This is a genomic window from Mesorhizobium sp. M1D.F.Ca.ET.231.01.1.1 (genome assembly GCF_003999155.2).
Lineage (GTDB): Bacteria > Pseudomonadota > Alphaproteobacteria > Rhizobiales > Rhizobiaceae > Mesorhizobium.
In genome coordinates this window covers 96,803-118,605 of sequence record NZ_RZOZ02000011.1, presented here as the reverse complement: position 1 = coordinate 118,605, position 21,803 = coordinate 96,803, and the positions used below count along the sequence as shown (strand labels likewise).

General features: G+C 64.9%; 21 protein-coding genes. 10 read left to right on the top strand and 11 right to left on the bottom strand.

The features are described 5' to 3' along the window. Positions 1 to 6 precede the first annotated feature (6 nt). From recF to EN874_RS25270, 5 genes are all read left to right on the top strand, one after another. Complete coding sequence (recF, locus tag EN874_RS25290) at positions 7 to 1,161, top strand: DNA replication/repair protein RecF (RefSeq protein WP_127427664.1); 1,155 nt, start codon at positions 7 to 9, stop codon at positions 1,159 to 1,161. A gap of 270 nt (positions 1,162 to 1,431) precedes the next feature. Then, entirely contained in the window at positions 1,432 to 2,187 is a 756-nt protein-coding gene (locus EN874_RS25285) for a molybdopterin-synthase adenylyltransferase MoeB (protein WP_127427663.1), read from the top strand. A 19-nt stretch (positions 2,188 to 2,206) separates the two neighbouring features. Further along, a complete protein-coding gene (locus EN874_RS25280; RefSeq protein ID WP_127427662.1) occupies positions 2,207 to 2,695 on the top strand; it encodes a GNAT family N-acetyltransferase in 489 nt (162 codons plus the stop codon). A gap of 5 nt (positions 2,696 to 2,700) precedes the next feature. Next, complete coding sequence (locus tag EN874_RS25275) at positions 2,701 to 3,945, top strand: aconitase X catalytic domain-containing protein (protein ID WP_281061453.1); 1,245 nt, start codon at positions 2,701 to 2,703, stop codon at positions 3,943 to 3,945. Next, positions 3,942 to 4,352 carry a DUF126 domain-containing protein gene (locus EN874_RS25270; protein ID WP_127427660.1) on the top strand — a complete coding sequence of 137 codons (411 nt, stop codon included), beginning with the start codon at positions 3,942 to 3,944 and terminating at the stop codon, positions 4,350 to 4,352. The genes EN874_RS25275 and EN874_RS25270 overlap by 4 nt, the downstream gene beginning before the upstream one ends. 14 nt (positions 4,353 to 4,366) lie before the next feature. Here EN874_RS25270 and EN874_RS25265 read toward each other — a convergent pair whose 3' ends face one another. Further along, positions 4,367 to 5,368 (bottom strand): D-glycerate dehydrogenase, encoded by a 1,002-nt coding sequence (locus EN874_RS25265; RefSeq protein WP_126086008.1) that lies wholly within the window; start codon positions 5,366 to 5,368, stop codon positions 4,367 to 4,369. Positions 5,369 to 5,638: 270 nt separating this feature from the next. Between EN874_RS25265 and EN874_RS25260 the strand changes: the two genes are divergently transcribed. Continuing rightward, positions 5,639 to 6,196 (top strand): SH3 domain-containing protein, encoded by a 558-nt coding sequence (locus EN874_RS25260; protein ID WP_127427659.1) that lies wholly within the window; start codon positions 5,639 to 5,641, stop codon positions 6,194 to 6,196. Here EN874_RS25260 and EN874_RS25255 read toward each other — a convergent pair. Continuing rightward, the gene (locus EN874_RS25255) at positions 6,186 to 6,566 is read right to left on the bottom strand and encodes a DUF4260 domain-containing protein (protein ID WP_127427732.1); all 381 of its coding nucleotides are present in this window, start codon (positions 6,564 to 6,566) and stop codon (positions 6,186 to 6,188) included. The two genes, EN874_RS25260 and EN874_RS25255, sit on opposite strands and share 11 nt — an antisense overlap. Before the next feature lie 9 nt (positions 6,567 to 6,575). Continuing rightward, on the bottom strand, positions 6,576 to 7,007 hold the full coding sequence (gene irrA / locus EN874_RS25250) for an iron response transcriptional regulator IrrA (protein WP_127427658.1): 432 nt from the start codon (positions 7,005 to 7,007) through the stop codon (positions 6,576 to 6,578). Between the two features lie 244 nt (positions 7,008 to 7,251). Between irrA and fabA the strand changes: the two genes are divergently transcribed. The 4 genes from fabA to EN874_RS25230 all read left to right on the top strand — a co-directional run bounded on the left by fabA (position 7,252) and on the right by EN874_RS25230 (position 11,594). Next, positions 7,252 to 7,767 carry a 3-hydroxyacyl-[acyl-carrier-protein] dehydratase FabA gene (gene fabA / locus EN874_RS25245; protein WP_027165888.1) on the top strand — a complete coding sequence of 172 codons (516 nt, stop codon included), beginning with the start codon at positions 7,252 to 7,254 and terminating at the stop codon, positions 7,765 to 7,767. Between the two features lie 125 nt (positions 7,768 to 7,892). After that, complete coding sequence (gene fabB / locus EN874_RS25240) at positions 7,893 to 9,113, top strand: beta-ketoacyl-ACP synthase I (RefSeq protein WP_127427657.1); 1,221 nt, start codon at positions 7,893 to 7,895, stop codon at positions 9,111 to 9,113. Between the two features lie 12 nt (positions 9,114 to 9,125). Then, positions 9,126 to 9,938 carry an enoyl-ACP reductase FabI gene (gene fabI / locus EN874_RS25235; protein WP_127427656.1) on the top strand — a complete coding sequence of 271 codons (813 nt, stop codon included), beginning with the start codon at positions 9,126 to 9,128 and terminating at the stop codon, positions 9,936 to 9,938. Between the two features lie 102 nt (positions 9,939 to 10,040). Beyond that, entirely contained in the window at positions 10,041 to 11,594 is a 1,554-nt protein-coding gene (locus tag EN874_RS25230; protein WP_127427655.1) for a bifunctional diguanylate cyclase/phosphodiesterase, read from the top strand. 177 nt (positions 11,595 to 11,771) lie between these two features. Here the strand turns inward: EN874_RS25230 and EN874_RS25225 are convergent, their stop codons facing one another. The 8 genes from EN874_RS25225 to EN874_RS25190 all read right to left on the bottom strand — a co-directional run bounded on the left by EN874_RS25225 (position 11,772) and on the right by EN874_RS25190 (position 21,776). Continuing rightward, positions 11,772 to 12,782: a class I SAM-dependent methyltransferase gene (locus EN874_RS25225; RefSeq protein WP_127427654.1), complete on the bottom strand. Its 1,011-nt coding sequence runs from the start codon at positions 12,780 to 12,782 to the stop codon at positions 11,772 to 11,774. A gap of 69 nt (positions 12,783 to 12,851) precedes the next feature. Then, a complete protein-coding gene (pnp, locus tag EN874_RS25220; protein ID WP_127427653.1) occupies positions 12,852 to 15,002 on the bottom strand; it encodes a polyribonucleotide nucleotidyltransferase in 2,151 nt (716 codons plus the stop codon). A 384-nt stretch (positions 15,003 to 15,386) separates the two neighbouring features. Further along, positions 15,387 to 15,698 carry a 30S ribosomal protein S15 gene (gene rpsO / locus EN874_RS25215; protein WP_281058988.1) on the bottom strand — a complete coding sequence of 104 codons (312 nt, stop codon included), beginning with the start codon at positions 15,696 to 15,698 and terminating at the stop codon, positions 15,387 to 15,389. A 148-nt stretch (positions 15,699 to 15,846) separates the two neighbouring features. After that, complete coding sequence (gene corA / locus EN874_RS25210; protein WP_127427652.1) at positions 15,847 to 16,935, bottom strand: magnesium/cobalt transporter CorA; 1,089 nt, start codon at positions 16,933 to 16,935, stop codon at positions 15,847 to 15,849. A gap of 120 nt (positions 16,936 to 17,055) precedes the next feature. Then, the gene (truB, locus tag EN874_RS25205; RefSeq protein WP_127427651.1) at positions 17,056 to 18,018 is read right to left on the bottom strand and encodes a tRNA pseudouridine(55) synthase TruB; all 963 of its coding nucleotides are present in this window, start codon (positions 18,016 to 18,018) and stop codon (positions 17,056 to 17,058) included. After that, complete coding sequence (gene rbfA / locus EN874_RS25200; protein WP_126086018.1) at positions 18,019 to 18,432, bottom strand: 30S ribosome-binding factor RbfA; 414 nt, start codon at positions 18,430 to 18,432, stop codon at positions 18,019 to 18,021. It lies immediately after the preceding gene. A 126-nt stretch (positions 18,433 to 18,558) separates the two neighbouring features. Beyond that, positions 18,559 to 21,129 (bottom strand): translation initiation factor IF-2, encoded by a 2,571-nt coding sequence (gene infB, locus EN874_RS25195; protein WP_127427650.1) that lies wholly within the window; start codon positions 21,127 to 21,129, stop codon positions 18,559 to 18,561. Then, complete coding sequence (locus EN874_RS25190) at positions 21,126 to 21,776, bottom strand: RNA-binding protein (protein WP_126086020.1); 651 nt, start codon at positions 21,774 to 21,776, stop codon at positions 21,126 to 21,128. Before EN874_RS25190 ends, infB begins: the two co-directional genes overlap by 4 nt. Positions 21,777 to 21,803: the final 27 nt, after the last annotated feature.

The window sequence follows — 21,803 nt, the reverse complement described above, 5'->3', positions numbered from 1 at the left end:
GTTACCGTGACCGAGGATAACAAGCAGCTCCGGCAGCAAAGCTACATAAGTAAGTTAACGCTTACCAATTTCCGCAACTATGCGGGGCTTTCGCTCGAGCTTGGCCCCGGCGCCTTGGTGCTGTCGGGCGACAACGGCGCCGGCAAGACCAATTTGCTCGAAGCCATCTCGCTGCTGACGCCGGGACGCGGGCTGCGCCGCGCGCCCTATGCCGACGTGGCGCGCGAGGGCGGCGACGGCGGCTTTGCCTTGCACGCCCGCATCGAAGGCCCGGAAGGCCAGGTCGAGATCGGCACCGGCATTTCCGGCGGCGACGGGGAAGGCGGCAGGCGCGTTCGCATCAACGGTGCGCCGGCGAAGTCGGCCGAGGACATGCTGGAATGGCTGCGGGTCGTGTGGCTGACGCCGGCGATGGACGGGCTGTTTCAGGGACCGGCCGCCGATCGGCGTCGCTTCGTCGACCGGCTCGTGCTGGCGATCGATCCCAGCCATGGCCAGCGGGCGCTGGACTATGAAAAGGCGATGCGCGGACGTAACCGTTTGCTTACGGAAGGTTCTCGCGACAGCGGCTGGTTCGACGCGATCGAGACGCAGATGGCCGAAACCGGGGTGGCGATCGCGGCGGCGCGGGCGGAACTGGTGCGGCTGCTTGCGGCCATGATCGACAAGCTGCCCGGCAGCGGCCCGTTTCCGCAGGCCGACATAAGCCTTTCCGGCGAATTGGAGGGCGAGATCGCCGTCGCGCCGGCCGTCGACGTCGAGGAACGGTTCCGCGCCGCGCTCGCCAACGGCCGCGAGCGTGACCGCGCCGCAGGCCGCACGCTCGACGGTCCGCACCGGTCGGACCTTGTGGTTCGTCACCGGCCGAAGTCGATGCCGGCGGAGTTGTGCTCGACCGGCGAGCAGAAAGCGCTGCTGGTCGGCATCGTGCTGTCGCATGCGAGGCTGACCGGCGAGATGTCGGGCCTGACGCCGATCCTCCTGCTCGACGAGATCGCCGCGCATCTCGACAGCGGCCGGCGCGCGGCACTGTTTTCCATCCTCGAAGAGCTGAACTGCCAGGCCTTCATGACCGGCACGGATGCGGCGCTGTTTTCCAGCCTTGCCGGGCGGGCGCAATTCCTGACGGTCGACCACGGCAGTGTTGGAACGACAGGCTGATCTCGTGAGGAAACCAACGGGCGTCGCCCTTCGGGACAAGGCTACGCCTTGCCCGTACCCCGCGGGACAAGGCTTCGCCTTGCCCGTGCCCCGCGAGACAAGGCTTCGCCTTGCCCGTACCCTTCGGGACAAGGCTTCGCCTTGCCCGTGCCCCGCGGGACAAGGCTACACCTTGCCCGTACCCTGCGGGACAAGGCTTCGCCTTGCCCGTACATGACGAAGCTGTGCCTTGCATGTGACAAGGCTTTGCACCAGCTATAAGGTCCCGCCATGACCAATACCGCGCTGACCGACGAAGAGCTCGAACGCTATGCCCGCCACATCGTGCTGCCGGAAATCGGCGGCCCCGGCCAGCAGAAGCTGAAGCGGGCGCGGGTGCTGGTGATCGGCGCGGGCGGACTGGGGGCGCCGGTGCTCGAGTATCTTGCCGCGGCCGGCGTCGGCACGCTCGGCATCGTCGACGACGATGATGTCTCGCTGTCCAACCTGCAGCGGCAGGTGATCCATGGGACAGACACGATCGGCATGGCGAAGACCGACAGCGCCTCGGCCGCGATCATGCGCATCAACCCCAATGTCAGGGTGGAACTGCATCGCCTCAGGCTGACGGCGGAAAACGCCCCTGCCCTCGTCGCCGGCTACGATGTCGTCGTCGACGGCTCCGACAATTTCGAGACACGCTATGCGCTGGCCGATGCCTGCGCCCAGGAACAAAAGCCTCTGGTCACCGCCGCCGTCGGCCGCTTCGACGGCTCTGTGACGGTGCTGAAGCCGTTCGAAACGGGCGCCGACGGCAAGCGCAATCCAGGCTACCGCGACCTTTTCCCGGAAGCGCCGCCCGAAGGGCTGGTGCCCTCCTGCGCCGTGGCAGGCGTCGTCGGCGCGCTGACGGGCGTCGTCGGCACCCTTGAGGCGATGGAGGCGATCAAACTGATTGCCGGCATCGGCGAGCCGCTGGTCGGCCGGCTGCTGCTCTACGACGGGCTCACCGCCCGCTTCGACACCGTCCGCTACAAGGCAGTCTGATCGAGGGCAGTCTAAGCGCATGGACCAGCCGGCCACTCCTCTTGTCACCGAGCTCCCGCCGGACTTCGCACGGTGGGAGGAAGTGCATGCGCTGATCCGGCGCGCCTTCGCCTATATGGACGGCGTCATCGACCCGCCGTCCTCGGCGCATCTGCTGACGCCGGAAGGCCTCCGGGATAAGGCGGCGCTGGAGAAGGCCTTCCTGGCCGTGGAGAACGGCCGAATCGTCGGTTGCGTGTTCGCGCTGGAAAGGGCGGAGGATCTCTATGTCGGCAAGCTTGCCGTCGAGCCCGGCCTTCAGGGGCGAGGCATAGGCGCACGGCTGATGCGGGCCGTGGAGGACTTTGCCCGCCGGCGCGGCAGGCATGCCGTCGAGCTGCAGACGCGCATCGAGCTCGCCGCAAACCACGCGACGTTCGCCCGGCTCGGCTTTCGCGAGACCGGGCGCACGGCGCACGAAGGCTATAACCGGCCGACCTCGATCACCATGCGCAAGGTGCTGTCTTGAGCCTCGTGCTCAAACCCCAGGAACAGGCAATCGCCGCCGGCGAGGACGGCGCCGGGATGGCGATGCGCATCGTCGCCGAAAGCGCGCGCCTGCTCGGGGCGCCGCAGCTGATCGGAATCGCTTCGGCGCATATCGACGGCGCGCTTTACCACGGCGATTCCGGCACGCTGTTCGCCGAACGGCTGGTCGAGGGCGGCGCCAAGGTGGCGGTCCGCTCGACGCTCAATGTCGGGGCGCTCGACCTGACGGGCTGCTCGCGCATTCGCCTGCAAGAGCCGCAGCGCGGCATGGCGCGGCGGATGATGGAGGCTTATCGCAAGCTCGGCTGCGAGCAGAGCTGGACCTGCGCGCCCTATCAGGCCGGGCACAGGCCGGCCCAAGGCAGCGATGTCGCCTGGGGCGAATCCAATGCCGTGGTGTTCTGCAGTTCGGTGCTGGGCGCACGCACCAACCGTTATGGCGACTTCCTCGACATTGCCTGCGCCATCACCGGACGCGCGCCGGACTATGGCCTGCATCGGCCCGAGAACCGCCGGGCGCGGCTGGTGTTCGACGTCTCGGCTCTGTCTCCATCCTTCCTCGCCTCAGAGATCGCCTGGCCGGTGCTGGGTAGCCTCTATGGCCGTGAGGTCGGCCATGCGATCGGCGTCGTCACCGGCATCGCCAATCACCCCGGCGAGGACGCGCTGAAGGCTTTCGGCGCCGCGGCCGCTTCATCCGGCGCGGTCGGCCTGTTCCATATCGCCGGAGTGACGCCCGAGGCGCCTGATGTCGAAACCGTTCTGGCCGGGTCGGAACCTGAGGCGGTTATCCGCGTCACACCTGAGATGGCGGCGAAGGCCCGCGCCGGCCTGTCGACGGTGTCAACGCCAGAGGCCATCGACGCCGTGGCCATCGGCAGCCCGCATCTCTCCGATGCCGAGTTCGACATGCTGGAGCGGCTGATCGCCGGAAGACGGCTTGGCGTGCCGGTCTATGCCTGCACTGGCCGGCACGTGCTTTCCTCACTGGAACGCGACGGCCGGCGGAAGCGGCTCGAAGCAAGCGGCGTTGTCATCGTCGCAGACACCTGCGTGGTGGTCACGCCGATCATGCCGGAGCTGGCAGGCGGCGTGCTGATGACCAATTCGGGCAAGTTCGCGCATTACGCGCCCGGCAACACCGGCTACGCGGTGCTCTACGCTTCGCTCGCCGACTGCGTCGAAAGCGCCGCAACCGGCAAGCCGACATTCACGGATATCGCCGCATGAGCGCCGCCGAGATCCTGGTGCCGGGCAAGGCCGGCGAAGGCGACGCGCTGGTGCTGACGGCGCCGATCAGCTTCTGGGGCGGCGTCGACCCGGAGACCGGGCGCATCGCCGATGTGCGCCATCCTCAGCATGGCGAGATCATTTCCGGCCGGGTGCTGTTCCTGCCGGGCACGATCGGTTCGTCGTCGGCTTCCGCCGTGCTGATGGAGCTAGTCCACAACGGCCGCGCGCCGGCCGCCCTGGTGCTGCGCGAACCGGACGCCATTCTTTTGCTCGGCCTGATCGTCGCCCGGGAAATGGGCTGGGAAACGCCGGTGGCGGTAAGGCTCGCCCATGGCGCGTTCGACGCCTACCGCGGCAGTATCGTCAAAGTTGCCGCCGACGGCGCCGTCGGCGTCGCCGCCTGAACAATCGCTGTGTTTCAGGTCCTGAGCGGCAGCACGCGGTCCGGCGGCCGATGGCCGTCGAAGAAGGCGCGGATGTTGATGATCACCTTCTCGCCCATGTCGATGCGGCCTTCGAGCGTCGCCGAGCCCATATGCGGCAGAAGCACGACCTTGCCTTTGTGGGCAAGCTTCAACAGCTTGCTGTTCAGCGCCGGCTCATGCTCGTAGACGTCGAGCCCGGCGCCGGCGATCTTGCCGTCCTGGATAAGCTTGATCATCGATTCCTCGTCGATGATGTCGCCGCGCGCGGTATTGACGATGTAGGCCGCCGGCTGCATCAGCGCCAGGCGCCGGGCGGACAGGAGATGGAAGGTCGCCGGCGTCGACGGACAATTGACCGAAATGATGTCCATGCGGGCAAGCATCTGGTCGAGGCTCTCCCAATAGGTCGCTTCCAATTCGTCCTCGACCGCCGGCAGCACGCGGTGGCGGTTGTGGTAGTGGATGGACAGGCCGAATGCCTTGGCGCGCCTGGCGACCGCCGTGCCGATACGGCCCATGCCGACGATGCCAAGCCGCTTGCCCCAGATGCGGCGGCCGAGCATCCAGGTGGGCGACCAGCCGGCCCATTTCTTCTCGCCGGTGAGCACGTTGGCGCCTTCGGCGAGCCTGCGCGGCACGGCAAGCATCAGCGCCATGGTCATGTCGGCGGTGTCTTCGGTGAGCACGTTCGGCGTGTTGGTGACGGTGATGCCTTTCTTGGCCGCCGCGGCGACATCGATCTTGTCGACGCCGTTGCCGAAATTGGCGATCAGCTTCAGGTTCTCGCCGGCCTGGGCGATCAGCGCCGCATCGATGTGGTCGGTGATGGTCGGGACCAGCACGTCGGCTTCCTTGACGGCCGCGACCAGCTCCGGCTGGGTCATGGGCCGGTCCTCGACATTGAGGCGCGCGTCGAACAGCTCGCGCATGCGAGTTTCGACCGGATCGGGCAGCTTGCGCGTGATGACGACGAGGGGCCGTTTTTTGCCTGCCATTTTATCCCCGAAGCTTCCTAGATCGGGATGACGTTTCGTTGAATCGCCATCCTGATCCTACTCTTTTTTGGAGCATGATCGTTTCCGAAAACCGGTTCCCACTTTTCGGGATCATGCTCTCGAAACCGATCTCGTTGAGACCTCTTTAACCAAGACCGGCGACACTTGTAGCCGATCGCGGCATCAGCCCACTCCTGTAACAAGCGGTGCCGCCGAAGACAAAGAAAAAGGGGCGCTCATCCCTACGGACCGGCGCCGAAAGGAACAAAGGTGTCTGGTTTCGCGTCGCTTCGCCTGGCTTTCAGCGCGGCCGTCCTCGGGGCTTTGCTTTGCGTGCCGCAGGCATCCGCGCAAAGCGCGGCGGCGCCCGCCCAAACCGTGGTCCTGGGCCCGAGCGGCCTGCCGCTGCCGCGTTTCGTCAGCCTGAAATCGGGCCGCGTCAATTCACGCGTCGGCCCGGGCGCCAACTATTCCGTCGACTGGATGTACATGAAGGCCGGGCTGCCGATGGAGATCATCCAGGAGTTCGACACCTGGCGCCGCGTCCGCGACGCCGACGGCTCCGAGGGCTGGATCAACCAGTCGCTGCTTTCGGGCCGCCGCACCGTGATCGTCGCCCCCTGGCAGCGCGGCAAGGGCGGCCGAATCAATCTGCTCTACGATCCCGACAAGGACGCCGGCGTGGTCGCCATCCTCGAGCCTGGGGTCATGGGCTCGATCAAGAAGTGCGACGGCCAGTGGTGCGAGATGACCTTCGACGGCCATAGCGGCTGGATAGCCCAGTCGCAGGTCTGGGGCGCCTATCCGGGCGAGAAGGTCAAGAACTGATCGTGGCCCGGTCGCGGCCGATCCGCCCGAGATGCGTATCCTGAAAGCCGGTTGACAGTTTCAGTCCGTAGCCAAGTGCGCGGTCGATGGCGATGTGGGCGATCCAGATCAGCGCCACCGCTGTCGTGATTGGGGCGGCAAGCAGGACGCCGGCGAGCGCCAGGACGAGCGGGGCGAACAGGACGTGCAGCGCGTTGTAGGCCATCGCGCCGATACGCGGCCCGGCGAGGTAGCCCAGCATCGACAGGTCCGGCGCCAGGATGAGGAGCGCAAACAGCCACCAGGATATGCCGGTCATTTCGTAGAGGACGATGGCCACCACGGCGGCGGCGACCCATTCCAACCGGACCGCCAGATCGACAGGCCTCATCGCCATCGATCAATCGCGGCGCTTGGGGCGCAGCCTGACAACGATGTCGACATTGGCGATCTCCATGCCTTCCGGAGGTTGCGGCAGGTTGGAGACGCTCACCGGGCCGCTGGCGATGTCGAAGATGCGGTTCTCGCCCTCGACATAGAAATGGTGGTGATCGGAAGTGTTGGTGTCGAAATAGGTCTTGGACCCTTCGACCGCAAGGATGCGCAGCAGGCCGGCCTGGGTGAACTGATGCAGCGCGTTGTAGACGGTCGCCAGCGAAACCGGCACGCCGGCGGCGATCGCCTCTTCGTGCAGTTCCTCGGCCGAGAGGTGGCGATCACCCTTGGCGAAAAGCAGATCGGCCAGCGCGATGCGCTGGCGCGTCGGCCTCAGGCCGGCTTCGCGAACCCGCTTGTCCACAGCGACATTTTCCTTCCGGCAGCCCGAGTCCATCTATCCCGTCGAAGCGTTCAGCCAGCCCCATAGACCGGTCCAGAATGGCAAAAAGACGTCAATGCCTATAACTGGACATCACCCGACATATATTCTGTCGCCCAAATGCGATCAATAGCGCGCATTGACCCAGGAAGGCGCACGGGTTAAGCGCAAACGCCGGTTTCCGGCCGCAAACAGAGTGTGTTAGGAAACCAACGACAAGGGCGCCCTGCCGCCCGGAAGGAAAACGGGGACGGAATTAATGGCGGGTCAAAAGTCCAGCTACGACTACGAGGAACTGCTTGCCTGCGCCCGCGGCGAGCTGTTCGGACCGGGAAACGCCCAGCTGCCCTACCCGCCGATGCTGATGTTCGACCGCATCACCGAGATCAGCGAGACCGGCGGCGCTTTCGACAAGGGTTTCATCCGTGCCGAGTTCGACATCAAGCCGGATCTCTGGTTCTTCGCCTGCCATTTCATCGGCAATCCGATTATGCCGGGCTGCCTCGGCCTCGACGCCATGTGGCAATTGACCGGCTTCTATCTCGGCTGGTTGGGCGAGCCCGGCAAGGGCATGGCGCTGTCGACCGGCGAGGTGAAATTCAAGGGCATGGTGACGCCGTCGGTCAAGAAGGTCGAATATGGCGTCGACTTCAAGCGGGTGATGCGCGGCCGCCTCGTGCTCGGCATCGCCGATGGCTGGCTCAAGGCGGATGGCGAACCCATATACGCGGCAACGGATCTGAAGGTCGGCCTGTCCAAGCAGTCCGCCGCCTGATCGTTTTCGCCACGGGGCCTCGCGTGTCAGACGGATGCGCAAGGACGCCGCGGCAGTTATTTTGCGTATGATCGAGCGCGAAAACCGATTAGGTTTTTGCCAAACTACGCCGGAAGGAGTTGCGAATGAGACGGGTCGTAGTGACAGGCCTCGGCATTGTGTCGTCGATCGGCAACAACGCCAATGAGGTGCAGTCCTCGCTTTACGATGCCAAGTCCGGCATCAGCTTTTCCAATTCCTTCGCCGAGCACGGCTTCCGCTGCCAGGTGTGGGGCGCGCCGACGCTCGACCCGTCAGCGATGATCGACCGCCGTGCCATGCGTTTCCTGAGCCAGGGCGCCGCATGGAACCATGTCGCCATGGATCAGGCGATCGCGGACGCCGGTCTGGGCGAGGGCGACATCACCAACGAGCGCACCGGCATCGTCATGGGCTCCGGCGGACCGTCGACCAGGACGATTGTCGAGGCGGCGGAAATCACACTCAAGAACAGCAGCCCGAAGCGCATCGGTCCGTTCGCGGTGCCGAAGGCGATGTCGTCGACCGCTTCGGCCACGTTGGCCACCTGGTTCAAGATCCACGGCGTCAACTACTCGATCTCGTCGGCCTGCTCGACCTCGGCGCACTGCATCGGCAATGCCTATGAGCTGATCCAGTGGGGCAAGCAGGACATGATGTTCGCCGGCGGCCACGAGGATCTCGACTGGACGATGTCGGACCTGTTCGACGCCATGGGCGCCATGTCGTCGAAATTCAACGACAAGGCATCGGCCGCATCGCGCGCGTATGACGTCAACCGCGACGGTTTCGTCATCGCCGGCGGCGCTGGCGTGCTGGTGCTGGAAGAGCTGGAGCATGCCAAGGCGCGCGGCGCCAAGATCTATGCCGAGATCGTCGGCTACGGCGCGACCTCCGATGGCTACGACATGGTGGCGCCCTCGGGCGAAGGCGCCGTCCGCTGCATGCGGCAGGCGCTTGCAACCGTCTCGACACCGGTCGACTACATCAACACCCACGGCACCTCGACGCCGGTCGGCGATTCCAAGGAAATGGGCGCCATCCGCGAGGTGTTCGGCGACAAGATGCCCTACATCACCTCGACCAAGTCGCTGACCGGCCATTCGCTCGGCGCCGCCGGCGTCCAGGAATCGATCTACTCGATCCTGATGATGCAGGGCGGCTTCATCGGCGAGAGCGCCCATATCGAGGAGCTCGATCCGGAATTCGAGGGCATGCCGATCGTGCGCAAGCGCATCGAGAACGCCAAGATCGACACCGTTCTGTCCAATTCCTTCGGTTTCGGTGGCACCAACGCAACGCTGATTTTCCAGCGCTATTCCGCATAAGGATTGCCTTTTATGGAAGGGTTGATGAAGGGCAAGCGCGGGCTTGTCATGGGGGTCGCCAACGATCATTCGATCGCTTGGGGCATCGCCAGGAAATTGTCCGAACACGGGGCGGAGCTCGCCTTCACCTATCAGGGCGACGCTTTCGGGCGGCGGGTCAAGCCGCTGGCCGAGAAGGTCGGCGCCTCGCTGATCGTGCCTTGCGACGTCGAGGACAGCGCCTCCGTCACCGCGACCTTCGAGACGCTCGGCGAGGCCTGGGGCGGACTGGATTTCATCGTCCACGCCATCGGCTTCTCCGACAAGAACGAGCTCAAGGGCCTCTACGCCGACACCAGCCGCGACAACTTCGTCCGCACCATGGTGATCTCCTGCTATTCCTTCACCGAGATCGCCCGCAATGCCGCGGCGCTGATGACGAATGGCGGCTCGATGATCACGCTGACCTATGCCGGGTCGGTTCGGGTCATGCCGAACTACAACGTCATGGGCGTCGCCAAGGCCGGGCTCGAGGCGAGCGTGCGCTATCTCGCCAATGACTACGGTCCGCGCGGCATCCGGGTGAACGGCATCTCGGCGGGACCGGTGCGGACGCTCGCCGGCTCCGGCGTTTCGGACGCGCGCCACATGTTCTCCTATCAGCAGCGCAACTCGCCGCTCAGGCGCACCGTGACCATCGACGAGGTCGGCGGCTCGGCGCTCTACCTGCTGTCCGATCTGTCTTCGGGGGTCACCGGCGAAATCCACTATGTCGATTCCGGCTACCACATCGTCTCCATGCCGACGCTCGAGGAGTTGAAGCAGAACGACGGCGCCCGCGAATAATTCGCTAACGAAAAAAATACCTTCCGGTAAAATTGGAGGCATTGGCGGAAACTCATTTTAAGGAGGCATCCGCTAGAAGGTCCCGTAGTTTGGGGACCTTGCATGTCTGCAGTCAGCAACCCGAAGCGAACACCGCTGTTCCGGCTGATCACCATCGCCAGCTCGGCCGTGGGCAGTTTCATCCTCGGACTCTGGGGATTGCAGTTCGGCTTCGGCGACGGCCTGGCCGGCATGACGGCGGAGACGATGGCGGCAATCATCGCGGCGCTCTGCGCCCTTTCCGCCGGCGGCGCCGCGCTCTCGTTCTTCGCGGGCGTCGATGAATCGGCCGAATACGTCTTCAAGGAAACGCATTTCGACAAGCTGACGGGGCTGCTGTCGCGCCCGGCCATGGTCGGCAAGATCGCCGCGGCGGCGTCGGAAACGATCAGGACCGGCGAACCGGTCTACCTGATCGATATCGACATCGACCGCTTCAAGCAGATCAACGATGCCATCGGCTACAGCAATGGCGACGAGCTGGTCCGCGCCTTCACCGGAAGGCTGCAGGAGAGCATGCCGGAGAATGCGGTGATCGGGCGCATCGGCGCCGGCGAATTCGCCGTGCTGCTGCCGGACTGCGAATTGACGGGATCGCTGGAACGGCTGCTCGAGAAGCTGATCAACCAGATGATGGAGCCCTATCAACTCCAGAGGCACCTGCAGTCCGTCAGCATGTCCGTCGGTGTCGTGGCGATGCCGAAGGACGGCGTCGATCCGGTGCTGATCCTTCGCCGATCGAACCTGGCGCTGCAGAATGCGCGCGCAAGCGGCATCGGCAACTGGTCGGTCTTCCACGCCGATATGGGGCGGGTGGCGGACTACCGGCAATGGATCGAATCCGAGCTGAAAACCGCCTTCGATCGCGGCGACTTCAGCCTCCACTACCAGCCGCAATTCGACCTGCAGGGCGGCCGGGTCGTCGGCTATGAGGCGCTGATCCGGTGGAAGCATCCTGAACGCGGCATGATCCCGCCGATGGAATTCATTCCGATCGCCGAGGAAACCGGCATGATCAATCCGATCGGCGAGTGGGTGCTGCGCAAGGCCTGCAGCGACGCCCAGCACCTGCCGCAGGATTGCTTCGTCGCCGTCAACATCTCGCCGGTCCAGTTCATGACCAAGGACTTCGTCGGCATCGTGCGCGAGACCATGGCATCGACCGGCATCAAGCCGTCGCGGCTCGAGCTCGAAGTCACCGAAACGGCGATGATGCAGGACCGCGACCGGGCGGCCGTCATCCTCAAGCAGCTCGCCGAGATGGGCATCTCGGTCGCCGTCGACGATTTTGGCACCGGCTATTCGAATCTGAGCTACCTGATCGACTTCTCGTTCGGCAAGCTGAAGATCGACCGCTCCTTCGTCAGCCGCATAGATACCGATTCCAGCTCGGGCGCCGTGGTCTCGACCATCGTCGGGCTGTCGCGGGCACTTGGCGTCGGCATCATCGCCGAAGGCGTCGAGACCGAGAACCAGGCGACGCTGCTGAGAGCCGCCGGCTGCGAGGTGGTGCAGGGCTATCTGTTCGGGCGTCCCGCGCCGCTCAGGGTCGAGCTCGGCGAGACGCGCCCTGCGTTCAGCGCGCGGGAGCCCGCACGTATCGTCAGCCTGCAGTAATCCGCCTTTGATCCTGCGCAATTCCGGACGGAAAACCGCTTCACGCTTTTCCTGGAATTGTGTTCTTCCTTGACGCAATTCCGGACGGAAAACCGCTTCACACTTTTCCTGGAATTGTGTTCTTCCTTGACGCAATTCCAGACGGAAAACCGCTTCACACTTTTCCTGGAATTGCTTTTATCGCCGCGCCGAAAACACCTTGAACATGCCGTCGCGCGCGATCTCGGCGTGGCTTGAGAAGGCTCCCGCCAGCACCTGTTCGTAGGGCAACTGCCGGTTCGCCACCATGAACAGGCGCCCACCTGGTTTCAGCGCCTTCGACGCCGCACGGATCATGCCTGAGCCGATGCCCGGCTCGGCAGCCCGGCCGCTGTGGAACGGCGGGTTCATGACGATCGCGTCATAGCGCCGCTCGACCGTTTCCGACACCAGGTCGGTCCAGAAGAAACGCGGCGCGGCCCCGGCTGCGCGGACATTGACCTTCGCCGCCTCCAGGGCCTCGAAATCCGCCTCGTAGAGATCGAGACCGGCGAGGTCCGGCGAGCGTGCCGAGACCTCCGCCGCCAGATAACCCCAGCCGGCGCAGAAATCGGCGACGTTGCCCGCAAGGCCCCGCGGCAGGCTGTCCAGCAGAAGCTTCGAGCCGGCGTCGACGCGATCGAAGGAGAACATGCCGGGCGCGGTGCGGAAGCGGCCCGCAACGACCAGATCCGGGTTGGCGACGCGAAGCGCGCGGGCCGCATCCGTTCCGGCCTGGCGGAACCAGAAGGCGACGCCGTGATGTTTCGGCAGGTGGGCTTCCAGCGGCGCCAGCGCATCGACGCGCTTGCGCAGGCTGTCGATGCCGTCCTCCTTGCCGCCGGCGACGACGATCAGCCCGCCCGGCGCCACGCGCTCGATCGCCTCGGCGATGCGCAGCTCGTTCTGGCCGCGATGCCGGCCCGCCAGCACCAGGGCGGTATCGAACCCGGAAGCTTCCGCTCGCGGCGTAACCCTGTGGCCTGTCGCCTGCAGGGCGCGAAAATGCGGCCGGAAGCCTTGCACGAGATGCAGCGCGCCATCGAAACCGTCGGGTAAGCGGAAACCGGGTTCGGCCCCCAGGAACAGCACGCGAGCGTCCTGCCCCGGCAGAGGCAGCGTCTCGGCCTCGAAGGGATGAAACAACGTCTTCAGCGGCTCTGCGACCATTCACATGCCCTTGAAACAAAAACGGGCGCGACCTCGCGGCGCGCCCGTTCAACTATCCAGTCAGGCCGATCAGGCGGCGTCTTCCTCGCCTTCCGGCTTCTTCTTCTCCTGAACGATTTCCTTGCCGGTCGCCTGGTCGACGACCTTCATCGACAGGCGAACCTTGCCGCGCTCGTCGAAGCCCATCAGCTTGACCCAGACCTTGTCGCCTTCCTTGACGACGTCGGAGGTCTTGGCGACGCGCTCATTGGCGAGCTGCGAGATGTGGACGAGGCCGTCGCGCGGGCCGAAGAAGTTGACGAAGGCGCCGAAGTCGGCCGTCTTGACGACGGTGCCCTCGTAGATCTCGCCGACTTCCGGCTCGGCAACGATGGTGTGGATCCACTTCTTCGCAGCCTCGATCTCCTTGGCGTTGGCCGAAGCGATCTTGACCGTGCCGTCGTCCTCGATGTTGATCTTGGCGCCGGTCTTCTCGACGATCTCGCGGATCACCTTGCCGCCGGAGCCGATGACGTCGCGGATCTTGTCGGTCGGGATATGCATGACCTCGATGCGCGGCGCGAACTCACCAAGCTCGGCGCGCGAGGAAGAAAGCGCATGCGCCATCTCGCCGAGGATATGCAGGCGGCCGTCCTTGGCCTGGCCGAGCGCGATCCCCATGATCTCCTCGGTGATGCCATCGATCTTGATGTCCATCTGCAGCGAGGTGACGCCATTGGCGGTGCCGGCGACCTTGAAGTCCATGTCGCCGAGGTGATCCTCGTCGCCGAGGATGTCGGAGAGCACGGCGAAGCGTTCGCCTTCCTTGATCAGGCCCATGGCGATGCCGGCCACGGGCTTGGCGATCGGCACGCCGGCATCCATCAGCGCCAGCGAGGTGCCGCAGACGGTCGCCATCGAGGACGAGCCGTTGGACTCGGTGATCTCCGAGACGACGCGCAGCGTATAGGGGAACTGGTCAGCGGAGGGCAGCATCGGGCGGATCGCGCGCCAGGCAAGCTTGCCGTGACCGATCTCGCGACGGCCGGGCGAGCCCATGCGGCCGGTTTCACCGACCGAATAGGGCGGGAAGTTGTAGTGGAGGAGGAACTTCTCCTTGTACATGCCGGTCAGCGAGTCGACATACTGCTCGTCCTCGCCGGTGCCAAGCGTGGCGACGACCAGCGCCTGGGTCTCGCCGCGGGTAAACAGCGCCGAACCATGGGTACGCGGCAGGACGCCGACCTCGGAGACGATCTTGCGCACGGTCTTCAGGTCACGGCCGTCGATGCGCGAGCCGGTGTCGAGGATGTTCCACCGCACCACCTTGGCCTGGAGCTCCTTGAAGACGCTGCCGATCTGCTCGGACGCGTACTTGGCTTCCTCGCCCTCGGCCGGCGCGAACGCTGCCTTGACCTTCGCCTTGACGGCGTCGACGGCGGCGTAGCGCGACTGCTTGTCGGTGATCTTGTAGGCCTCGCGCAGCTCGTCGCCGACGATCTTCAGCATCTCGCCTTCGAGCTCGGAATAGTCCGGAGCGGTGAAGTCGCGCGGCTCCTTGGCGGCGACCTCGGCCAGCTTGATGATCGCCTCGATCACCGGCTGGAAGCTCTTGTGGCCGAACACGACGGCGCCGAGCATCAGGTCCTCGCTGAGCTCCTTGGCCTCGGATTCGACCATCAGCACGGCGTCGGCGGTGCCGGCGACGACGAGGTCGAGCTTCGATTCCTCCATCTCGTCGATATGCGGGTTGAGCACATATTCGCCGTTGATATAGCCGACGCGAGCGCCGCCGATCGGGCCCATGAACGGCACGCCGGAGAGCGTGAGCGCGGCCGAGGTGGCGACGATCGACAGGATGTCCGGATCGTTCTCGAGATCGTGCTGGACGACGGTGACGACGATCTGGGTATCGTTCTTGTAGCCGTCAGCAAACAGCGGGCGGATTGGGCGGTCGATCAGACGGGAAACCAGCGTTTCCTTCTCGCTCGGACGGCCCTCGCGCTTGAAATAGCCGCCGGGGATCTTGCCGGCGGCATAGGTCTTTTCCTGGTAGTTGACGGTGAGCGGGAAGAAATCGAGGCCGGGCTTCGGTTCCTTCATCGAAACGACGGTGGCGAGAACCACGGTCTCGCCGTAGGTGGCGAGCACGGCACCGTCAGCCTGGCGGGCGATCTTGCCGGTTTCCAGGATGAGCGGACGGCCGCCCCATTCGATTTCCACTTTGTGATGATTGAACATATCTTGTCCTTCATATGCGGAAAGGGCCGCGCCGTCTCAACGGTCGCGGGGCATCCCTTTCCTGGCTTCCTTCGGGCAGCCACGGGCAAGACAACGGGAAGCTCGATAATCCGGCGTATTGCCGAGCGAGCATCCTGCAATCCTGCCCCATGACCGTCCACGGGCGGTTCCGAATGGCCCTCTGCACTTTCGGAACCAGGTCTGGCCGACCGGTCGGCCGGCCTTGCGCATGACGCCGAAAATCCCTGTTTCCGGAACGCGCCCTGCGCGAATGCGAATTTCGAGAGCGCTTCGCGCTCCATTCTCAGCATCGAGACACCGGACCAGCCGATGTGCCAATGCGCGACCGGCGGGCTCTCCGCAGAGAGCCCGCCGGTCAATTCGTCAGCGACGCAGACCGAGCTTGTCGATCAGCGTCTGATAGCGCGCGTCATCCTTGCGCTTGAGGTAGTCAAGCAGGCTGCGGCGCTGGGAAACGAGAGCAAGCAAACCACGGCGGGAATGGTTATCCTTCTTGTGGTCCTTGAAGTGCTCCGTCAGGTTCTTGATGCGCTCGGAAAGGATGGCAACCTGGACTTCCGGGGACCCGGTGTCGCCCTTGGCGGTTGCGAATTCAGTCATCAATTCCTTCTTGCGATCGGCAGTAATCGACATCGTGTTTTTCCTTATCTGTTCGAGGAAACGGGACGCCCACAGCCGGGATGTCGTCCAGCAGGGGCCGGTGCAAGCGACGCGTCAGGGCGCGAAGCTGCGGCGCATATAGTGCAATTTCCTGCAAAACGCCAGCCTAATCGTCGAGCCGGCTTGTCGCAGGTCTTGCCGCAAAAACAGAGGGTTCCGCCCGCTACAGCCACTTCTTCCATTTGAAGAAGGCGACGAGCCCGACAGCGACGACCAGCATGAACAAAAGTGCCGCCGGGTAGCCGTAGTAAGCCTTCAGCTCCGGCATGTTCCAGGGCGAGCTTTCCGGCTCGAAATTCATGCCCCAGACACCGACAAGGAAGGTAAGCGGCATGAAGATCACCGAGACGATCGTCAGATAGGAGATGACGTCGTTGGTACGCGCCTGGGTCAGCGACAGATGCATCTCGATCAGGCCGGTCAGCATGTCGCGCTGGTTCTCGACCAGCTCGATCAGCCGCAGCGCATGGTCGAGCGTGTCGTTGAAGAAGATCTTGGTCTCTGCCGTCACAAAGGGAACGTCGTTGCGGATCAGCGTTGCCAGCGCATCGCGCATCGGCCACAGCACTCCCTTCAGCACATTGGCGTCCCGCCGCAACTCGTGCAGCTGCCGCATCTGATGCTTGTGCGGCGTGTTCAGCATCTGGTCCTCGATGCCGTCGACCAATTCGCTCGCCGCCTCGATCGGCGGGAAATAGCTGTCGACGATGGCGTCGATCAGCGCATAGGCGAGATAGTCGGCGCTGCGCGAGCGCAGCCGGTTGGGCATGGCCGCCGCGATGCGCTTGCGCACGGGGTCGAACGGATCGCCTTCGCGCTCCTGGAAGGTGACGACGAAGCTTTTGCCGAAGAACACCGCGATCTGCTCGTAGCGGTGCGCGGTGACATCGTCGATCATGCGCATGGCGACGAAGGCATGGTCCTCGAAGAAATCCACCTTCGGCCGCTGGCCGGTGTTGACGACATCCTCCAACGCCAGCGGATGCAGGTTGAAAATCCGGCCGATCTCCTCGATCAGCGGGATGTTGGCAAGTCCGGTGCAATCCAGCCAGACAATCGGCCACTGGTCGCAATGCGTGTTGAGCTCGTCGATGCTGGCATTGTCGATGGTCTTGAATTTTTCGGGCGAGATCAACGTCAGCCTGAGCTCGCTGCGCCGCGCCGCCGGATCGGCGATCAAGGTGCCAGGCGAAGCTCCAACTGGCGGCCGGCGGGTTTTCAACGGCGCCCGTTTTCTGTCGCTGTCAGCCATGTATCCCTCGACGCCGAGCGCCCGTCAGCCTGAGTCTCCACTGAAACTAACGCATGACGTCGCCGACCGGAATCGGTTTTCAGAAAGGACCAAGCGCAGATTCAAGGCTTTAGAGGAGACTTAGCCGACAAAGACCCGCTTGGGCTTGAACATGCCCTGTTCGATGGCGCCGATGGCGACGAGCTTGCCGCGCGCGGTGGCGCAGGCCTCCTCGGCCTCGACCGGTGCATCGCGGCCGCGAATGATGACGGGGTTGCCGAGGCGGATCTTGGTCGCCGCGTCGTCGCTGACGGCGACCTGCGGCAGGCAGTCGAGCGCCGCGGCGGTATCGACCAGCAGCTGATCGATGGCACCGAAATCGGCCGGCGCCTCGGCTTCCTCGCCAGAATTCTCATCGGCCCTGCCGCCGAAGCGCGCTGCTTCGAGCTCGGCGACGGTGACGAAATCGTCCGCCGTGAACGGCTCGACCTCGACGCGGCGCAGTTCGGCGATATGGCCGAAGCAGCCCAGATCGCGGCCCATGTCGCGCGCCAGCGAACGCACATAGGTGCCTTTGCCGCATTCGACCTCGAAGACGGTCTTATCGGCGCCATGCTGGACGATGTCCAAACGGCCGATCTCGATCTCGCGGGCGGGAATGTCGACGGTCTCGCCGTCGCGGGCAAGGTCGTAGGCGCGTTCGCCGGCGATCTTTATGGCCGAGAATTGCGGCGGCGTCTGCATGATGATGCCGGTGTATTCCGGCAGCAGCGCCCTCACCTCGGCCTCGGCCGGGCGCCGGTCGGAGCTGTTCGTCACCGGCCCTTCGAGGTCGTCGGTCGAGCGCTCCTCGCCCCAGGCGACGGTGAAGCGGTAGACCTTGGCGCCGTCCTGCACGTAAGGCACGGTCTTGGTCGCCTCGCCGAGCGCGATCGGCAGCATGCCGGAGGCCAGCGGATCGAGCGTGCCCGCGTGGCCGGCCTTCTCCGCCTGGAACAGCCATTTGATCTTGGAGACCGCTTCGGTCGAGCCCATGCCGACCGGCTTGTCCAGCACCACCCAGCCGGAAACCGGCCTGCCCTTCTTCTTGCCGCGACGCGCCACTTATTCTTCGTCCTTGTCGTTATCCTGGTCGTCGAGGTCGCGCGCGACTTCGGGCGATTTCAGCAGTTCGTTGATCCTGGCGAAATTGTCGAAGGACGTGTCGAGCCGGAAGCGAATCTCCGGCATGTACTTCATCTGCCTGAGCGCGCCGGAGACGCGGCCGCGGACGAATTTCGCGTGTTTGTTGAGGGCGCCGACCACGGCATCGGCGTCGCCGACGCCGAGCGGCGAAACGAAAGCGGTGGCGATCTTAAGGTCGGGCGACATGCGCACCTCGGAGACCGAGACGACCGCGTTCTCGATCACTGGATCGATGATCTCGCCGCGCTGCAGGGTTTCGGACAGGGCATGGCGCACCTGCTCGCCGACGCGCAGCATGCGCTGGGAGGGGCCTGATGTTGTCGAACGGGACATTTTCTTCAATCCTGAAATCGTGAAGCGCGGGATAGGACCGCGCCACATGTCTCAAATATGAAATAAGGCTTTGCGCGGCAGCCTTTCGGCCGCCGCCCGGGGTCATTCCGGCAAGTATATCCGAATTTAGAGCGTCCTGCTCACCATCTCGACGCGGAAGCACTCGATGACGTCGCCGACGCGCATGTCCTCGTAGTTCTGGAAGGCCATGCCGCATTCCTGGCCGCCCGGCACTTCAGAGACTTCGTCCTTGAAGCGCTTCAGCGTCTTCAGCGTGCCTTCGTGCACGACGACATTGTCGCGGATCAGGCGCACGCCCGCGCCACGCTCGACCTTGCCTTCGGTGACGCGGCAGCCGGCGATCTTGCCGACCTTGGAGATGTCGAAGATCTCGAGGATCTCGGCATTGCCGATGAAGGTCTCGCGCCGCTCCGGCGAGAGCATGCCGGAAAGCGCCGCCTTCACGTCATCGACGAGGTTGTAGATGATCGAGTAGTAGCGGATCTCGATACCGGCAGCGGCAGCGGCCGTACGCGCCTGCGCGTTGGCGCGGACGTTGAAGCCGATGATCGCAGCACCCGAGGTCTCGGCAAGCGACACGTCGCTTTCGGTGATGCCGCCGGCGCCCGAATGGACGATCCGCGCCCGCACCTCGTCGTTGCCGAGCTTTTCGAGCGCGGCATTGATCGCCTCGATCGAGCCCTGCACGTCGCCCTTGATGACCAGCGGGAATTCCTTGAGCCCGCTCGTCTGCAACTGCGACATCATCTGCTCGAGCGAGCCGCGCTGGCCGGCATGCTTGGCCACCGCCTTCTCGCGCGCCAGGCGCTGGCGGTACTCGGTGATCTCGCGGGCTCGGGCCTCGTTGTTGACGACGGCGAAACGGTCGCCCGCCTGCGGCGTGCCCTGGAGGCCAAGCACCTCGACGGGCGTTGCCGGCGAGGCTTCCGGCACATGCTCGCCACGATCGTTGACGAGCGCGCGGACACGGCCCCACTCGTTGCCGGCCACCAGGATGTCGCCCGGCATCAGCGTGCCGGTCTGCACCAGAACGGTGGCGACAGGACCACGACCCTTGTCGAGCTTGGCCTCGATGACCGCGCCTTCGGCGGTACGGTCGGGGTTGGCCTTGAGGTCGAGGATTTCGGCCTGCAGCAGGATCGCCTCGAGCAGCTTGTCGATATTGGTGCCCTTGGTTGCCGACACCTCGACGTCCAGCACCTCGCCGCCCATCGATTCGACGAACACTTCATGGCGCAGAAGCTCCGCGCGCACCTTCTGCGGGTCGGCGTCGCGCTTATCGATCTTGTTGATCGCCACGATGATCGGCACGCCTGCCGCCTTGGCGTGATTGATCGATTCGATCGTCTGCGGCATCACGCTGTCGTCGGCCGCCACCACCAGCACGGCGATGTCGGTGACCTGGGCGCCGCGGGCGCGCATCGCCGTGAAGGCGGCGTGGCCGGGCGTGTCGATGAAGGTGATCTTCTGGCCGTTCTTCTCGACCTGGTAGGCGCCGATGTGCTGGGTGATGCCGCCGGCCTCGCCGGAGACGACATTGGCGTTGCGGATGGCGTCAAGCAGCGAGGTCTTGCCGTGGTCGACATGGCCCATGATGGTCACCACGGGCGGACGCGACACCAGATCTTCCGGACGGTCGGCGATATTGAACAGGCCTTCCTCGATGTCGGACTCGGCGACGCGGCGAACCGTATGGCCGAACTCCGAAGCGACCAGTTCGGCCGTGTCGGCGTCGATGACGTCCCCCGGCTTCAGGATCTGGCCCTGCTTCATGAAGAACTTGACAACGTCCACGGCGCGCTCGGACATGCGCTGCGCCAGTTCCTGGATGGTGATGGTTTCGGGCAGGATCACTTCACGCATGACTTTCTCGCGCGGCTCGTTGTGCATCGCGCGTTTGAACTTCTCCTGACGGCGGCGCATCGACGACAGCGAACGACCACGGGCGTCCTCATCCGACAGCGCCGAATTCAGCGTCAGCTTGCCGCGGCGGCGGTCCTCCTCGCCCTTGGTGGGCTTGGCCGGACGCGCCACTTCGGGCGTGGCGAGGCGGCGGGCGGGTGCACCGGCACCGCTACCGACTCCAGTACGCCTCGGCTTGGCCTCCTCCTCCTCGTCGGCCGTGGCGGTATCCGCGGCCTGCGGCGCGCGGCGGCGGGCCTCTTCCTCGGCGCGGCGGCGGGACTCGGCCTCGGCCTGGAGGCGCGCTTCTTCCTCGGCCTGGCGGCGCGCGGATTCCTCACGCTCGCGCTTGCGCCGTTCTTCTTCCTCGGCGCGGCGCTTGCTCTCTTCCTGAGCGCGCTGACGGTCCTCGATCTCACGTGCCTTGGAACCCTCAAGCGCCTTGCGGCGCGCTTCCATCTCGCCGCGCGACAATTCGTTCAGCACCATGCCCGAGCGTTCCGGCGGCGGCGGCGCCTTCGGCGCTTCCTGCACGGCAGGCGCGGGTGCCGCGGCCGCGGGCTTCGGCGCGAAGACGGACGGCGCCACCGGCTCCGGCTTGTCGCCGGGCAGCGAGAACTTGCGCTTCTTGGTCTCGACCACGACCGACTTGGTGCGTCCGTGCGAGAAATTCTGGCGCACGGTGCCCTGCTCCAGGCCGGGACGCTTCAGCGTCAAGGTCTTCTTCGGCGTAACGCTCAACGTCTTGTCGTCGCCCGATTTCGTATCGTTCATTCCATATCCTCTGCGGCATCATCTTCGTCGGCAACGGCCGCAAGCATTGCCAAATCGTCCGGGGTTCCGCCCCGATACCGGTCGAGCGCGACCATGCGCTTCTCAACCGCCTTTCCCGCGTCCTGCGCGAGGACGGCAGCATGTATCACATTTGTACCCCCCAATGCCAAGCTCAACTCGGCCTCGGGGAAAAGTTTGTAGGCAAGGATGGCGGGGCCGCCGAGATGGACGGTTGCCCGCCGCGCCTGACTGATCTTGCGCACACCGTCGTCCGAGGCCTCGGTCGCGTGCAGCACGAGGAGCGCCTGCCCGTCGCGCACGGCGGCCTCCACCTTTGCGGCGCCGAGAACGACCGCTCCGGCCTTGCGAGCAAGACCCAACATACCCAGAGCGGATCTGGAAAGCAGCCCGTCGACCATGCCGCCGAGATCGGCGGGAACATCGACCTGCGCCTTGAAGGCCCGGGCAAACAGATTCTTCGCCGCAGCCTTGTCGATATGTAGGCGATCGGCGGTAACCCAGCAACCGCGGCCGGGCAGATTCCTCTTGATGTCTGGAACGACGGCCGAATCCGGGCCGACGACGAAACGGATCAGCTCATCCGCGTCGGCCTGCCTGCGCGTAACGATGCAGGTGCGATCGTTCATCTCGTCCACGGGCTTTGCGATGCGCGT

What these genes read in the sequence shown, in the direction of transcription:
- EN874_RS25285 (WP_127427663.1), top strand. Translation starts at nt 1,432, where the DNA reads ATGACCAATACCGCGCTGACCGACGAAGAGCTCGAACGCTATGCCCGC.
- EN874_RS25280 (WP_127427662.1), top strand. Translation starts at nt 2,207, where the DNA reads ATGGACCAGCCGGCCACTCCTCTTGTCACCGAGCTCCCGCCGGACTTC.
- EN874_RS25270 (WP_127427660.1), top strand. Translation starts at nt 3,942, where the DNA reads ATGAGCGCCGCCGAGATCCTGGTGCCGGGCAAGGCCGGCGAAGGCGAC.
- EN874_RS25265 (WP_126086008.1), bottom strand. Translation starts at nt 5,368, where the DNA reads ATGGCAGGCAAAAAACGGCCCCTCGTCGTCATCACGCGCAAGCTGCCC.
- EN874_RS25255 (WP_127427732.1), bottom strand. Translation starts at nt 6,566, where the DNA reads ATGAGGCCTGTCGATCTGGCGGTCCGGTTGGAATGGGTCGCCGCCGCC.
- irrA (WP_127427658.1), bottom strand. Translation starts at nt 7,007, where the DNA reads ATGGACTCGGGCTGCCGGAAGGAAAATGTCGCTGTGGACAAGCGGGTT.
- fabA (WP_027165888.1), top strand. Translation starts at nt 7,252, where the DNA reads ATGGCGGGTCAAAAGTCCAGCTACGACTACGAGGAACTGCTTGCCTGC.
- fabB (WP_127427657.1), top strand. Translation starts at nt 7,893, where the DNA reads ATGAGACGGGTCGTAGTGACAGGCCTCGGCATTGTGTCGTCGATCGGC.
- fabI (WP_127427656.1), top strand. Translation starts at nt 9,126, where the DNA reads ATGGAAGGGTTGATGAAGGGCAAGCGCGGGCTTGTCATGGGGGTCGCC.
- EN874_RS25230 (WP_127427655.1), top strand. Translation starts at nt 10,041, where the DNA reads ATGTCTGCAGTCAGCAACCCGAAGCGAACACCGCTGTTCCGGCTGATC.
- EN874_RS25225 (WP_127427654.1), bottom strand. Translation starts at nt 12,782, where the DNA reads ATGGTCGCAGAGCCGCTGAAGACGTTGTTTCATCCCTTCGAGGCCGAG.
- pnp (WP_127427653.1), bottom strand. Translation starts at nt 15,002, where the DNA reads ATGTTCAATCATCACAAAGTGGAAATCGAATGGGGCGGCCGTCCGCTC.
- corA (WP_127427652.1), bottom strand. Translation starts at nt 16,935, where the DNA reads ATGGCTGACAGCGACAGAAAACGGGCGCCGTTGAAAACCCGCCGGCCG.
- rbfA (WP_126086018.1), bottom strand. Translation starts at nt 18,432, where the DNA reads ATGTCCCGTTCGACAACATCAGGCCCCTCCCAGCGCATGCTGCGCGTC.
- infB (WP_127427650.1), bottom strand. Translation starts at nt 21,129, where the DNA reads ATGAACGATACGAAATCGGGCGACGACAAGACGTTGAGCGTTACGCCG.
- EN874_RS25190 (WP_126086020.1), bottom strand. Translation starts at nt 21,776, where the DNA reads ATGAACGATCGCACCTGCATCGTTACGCGCAGGCAGGCCGACGCGGAT.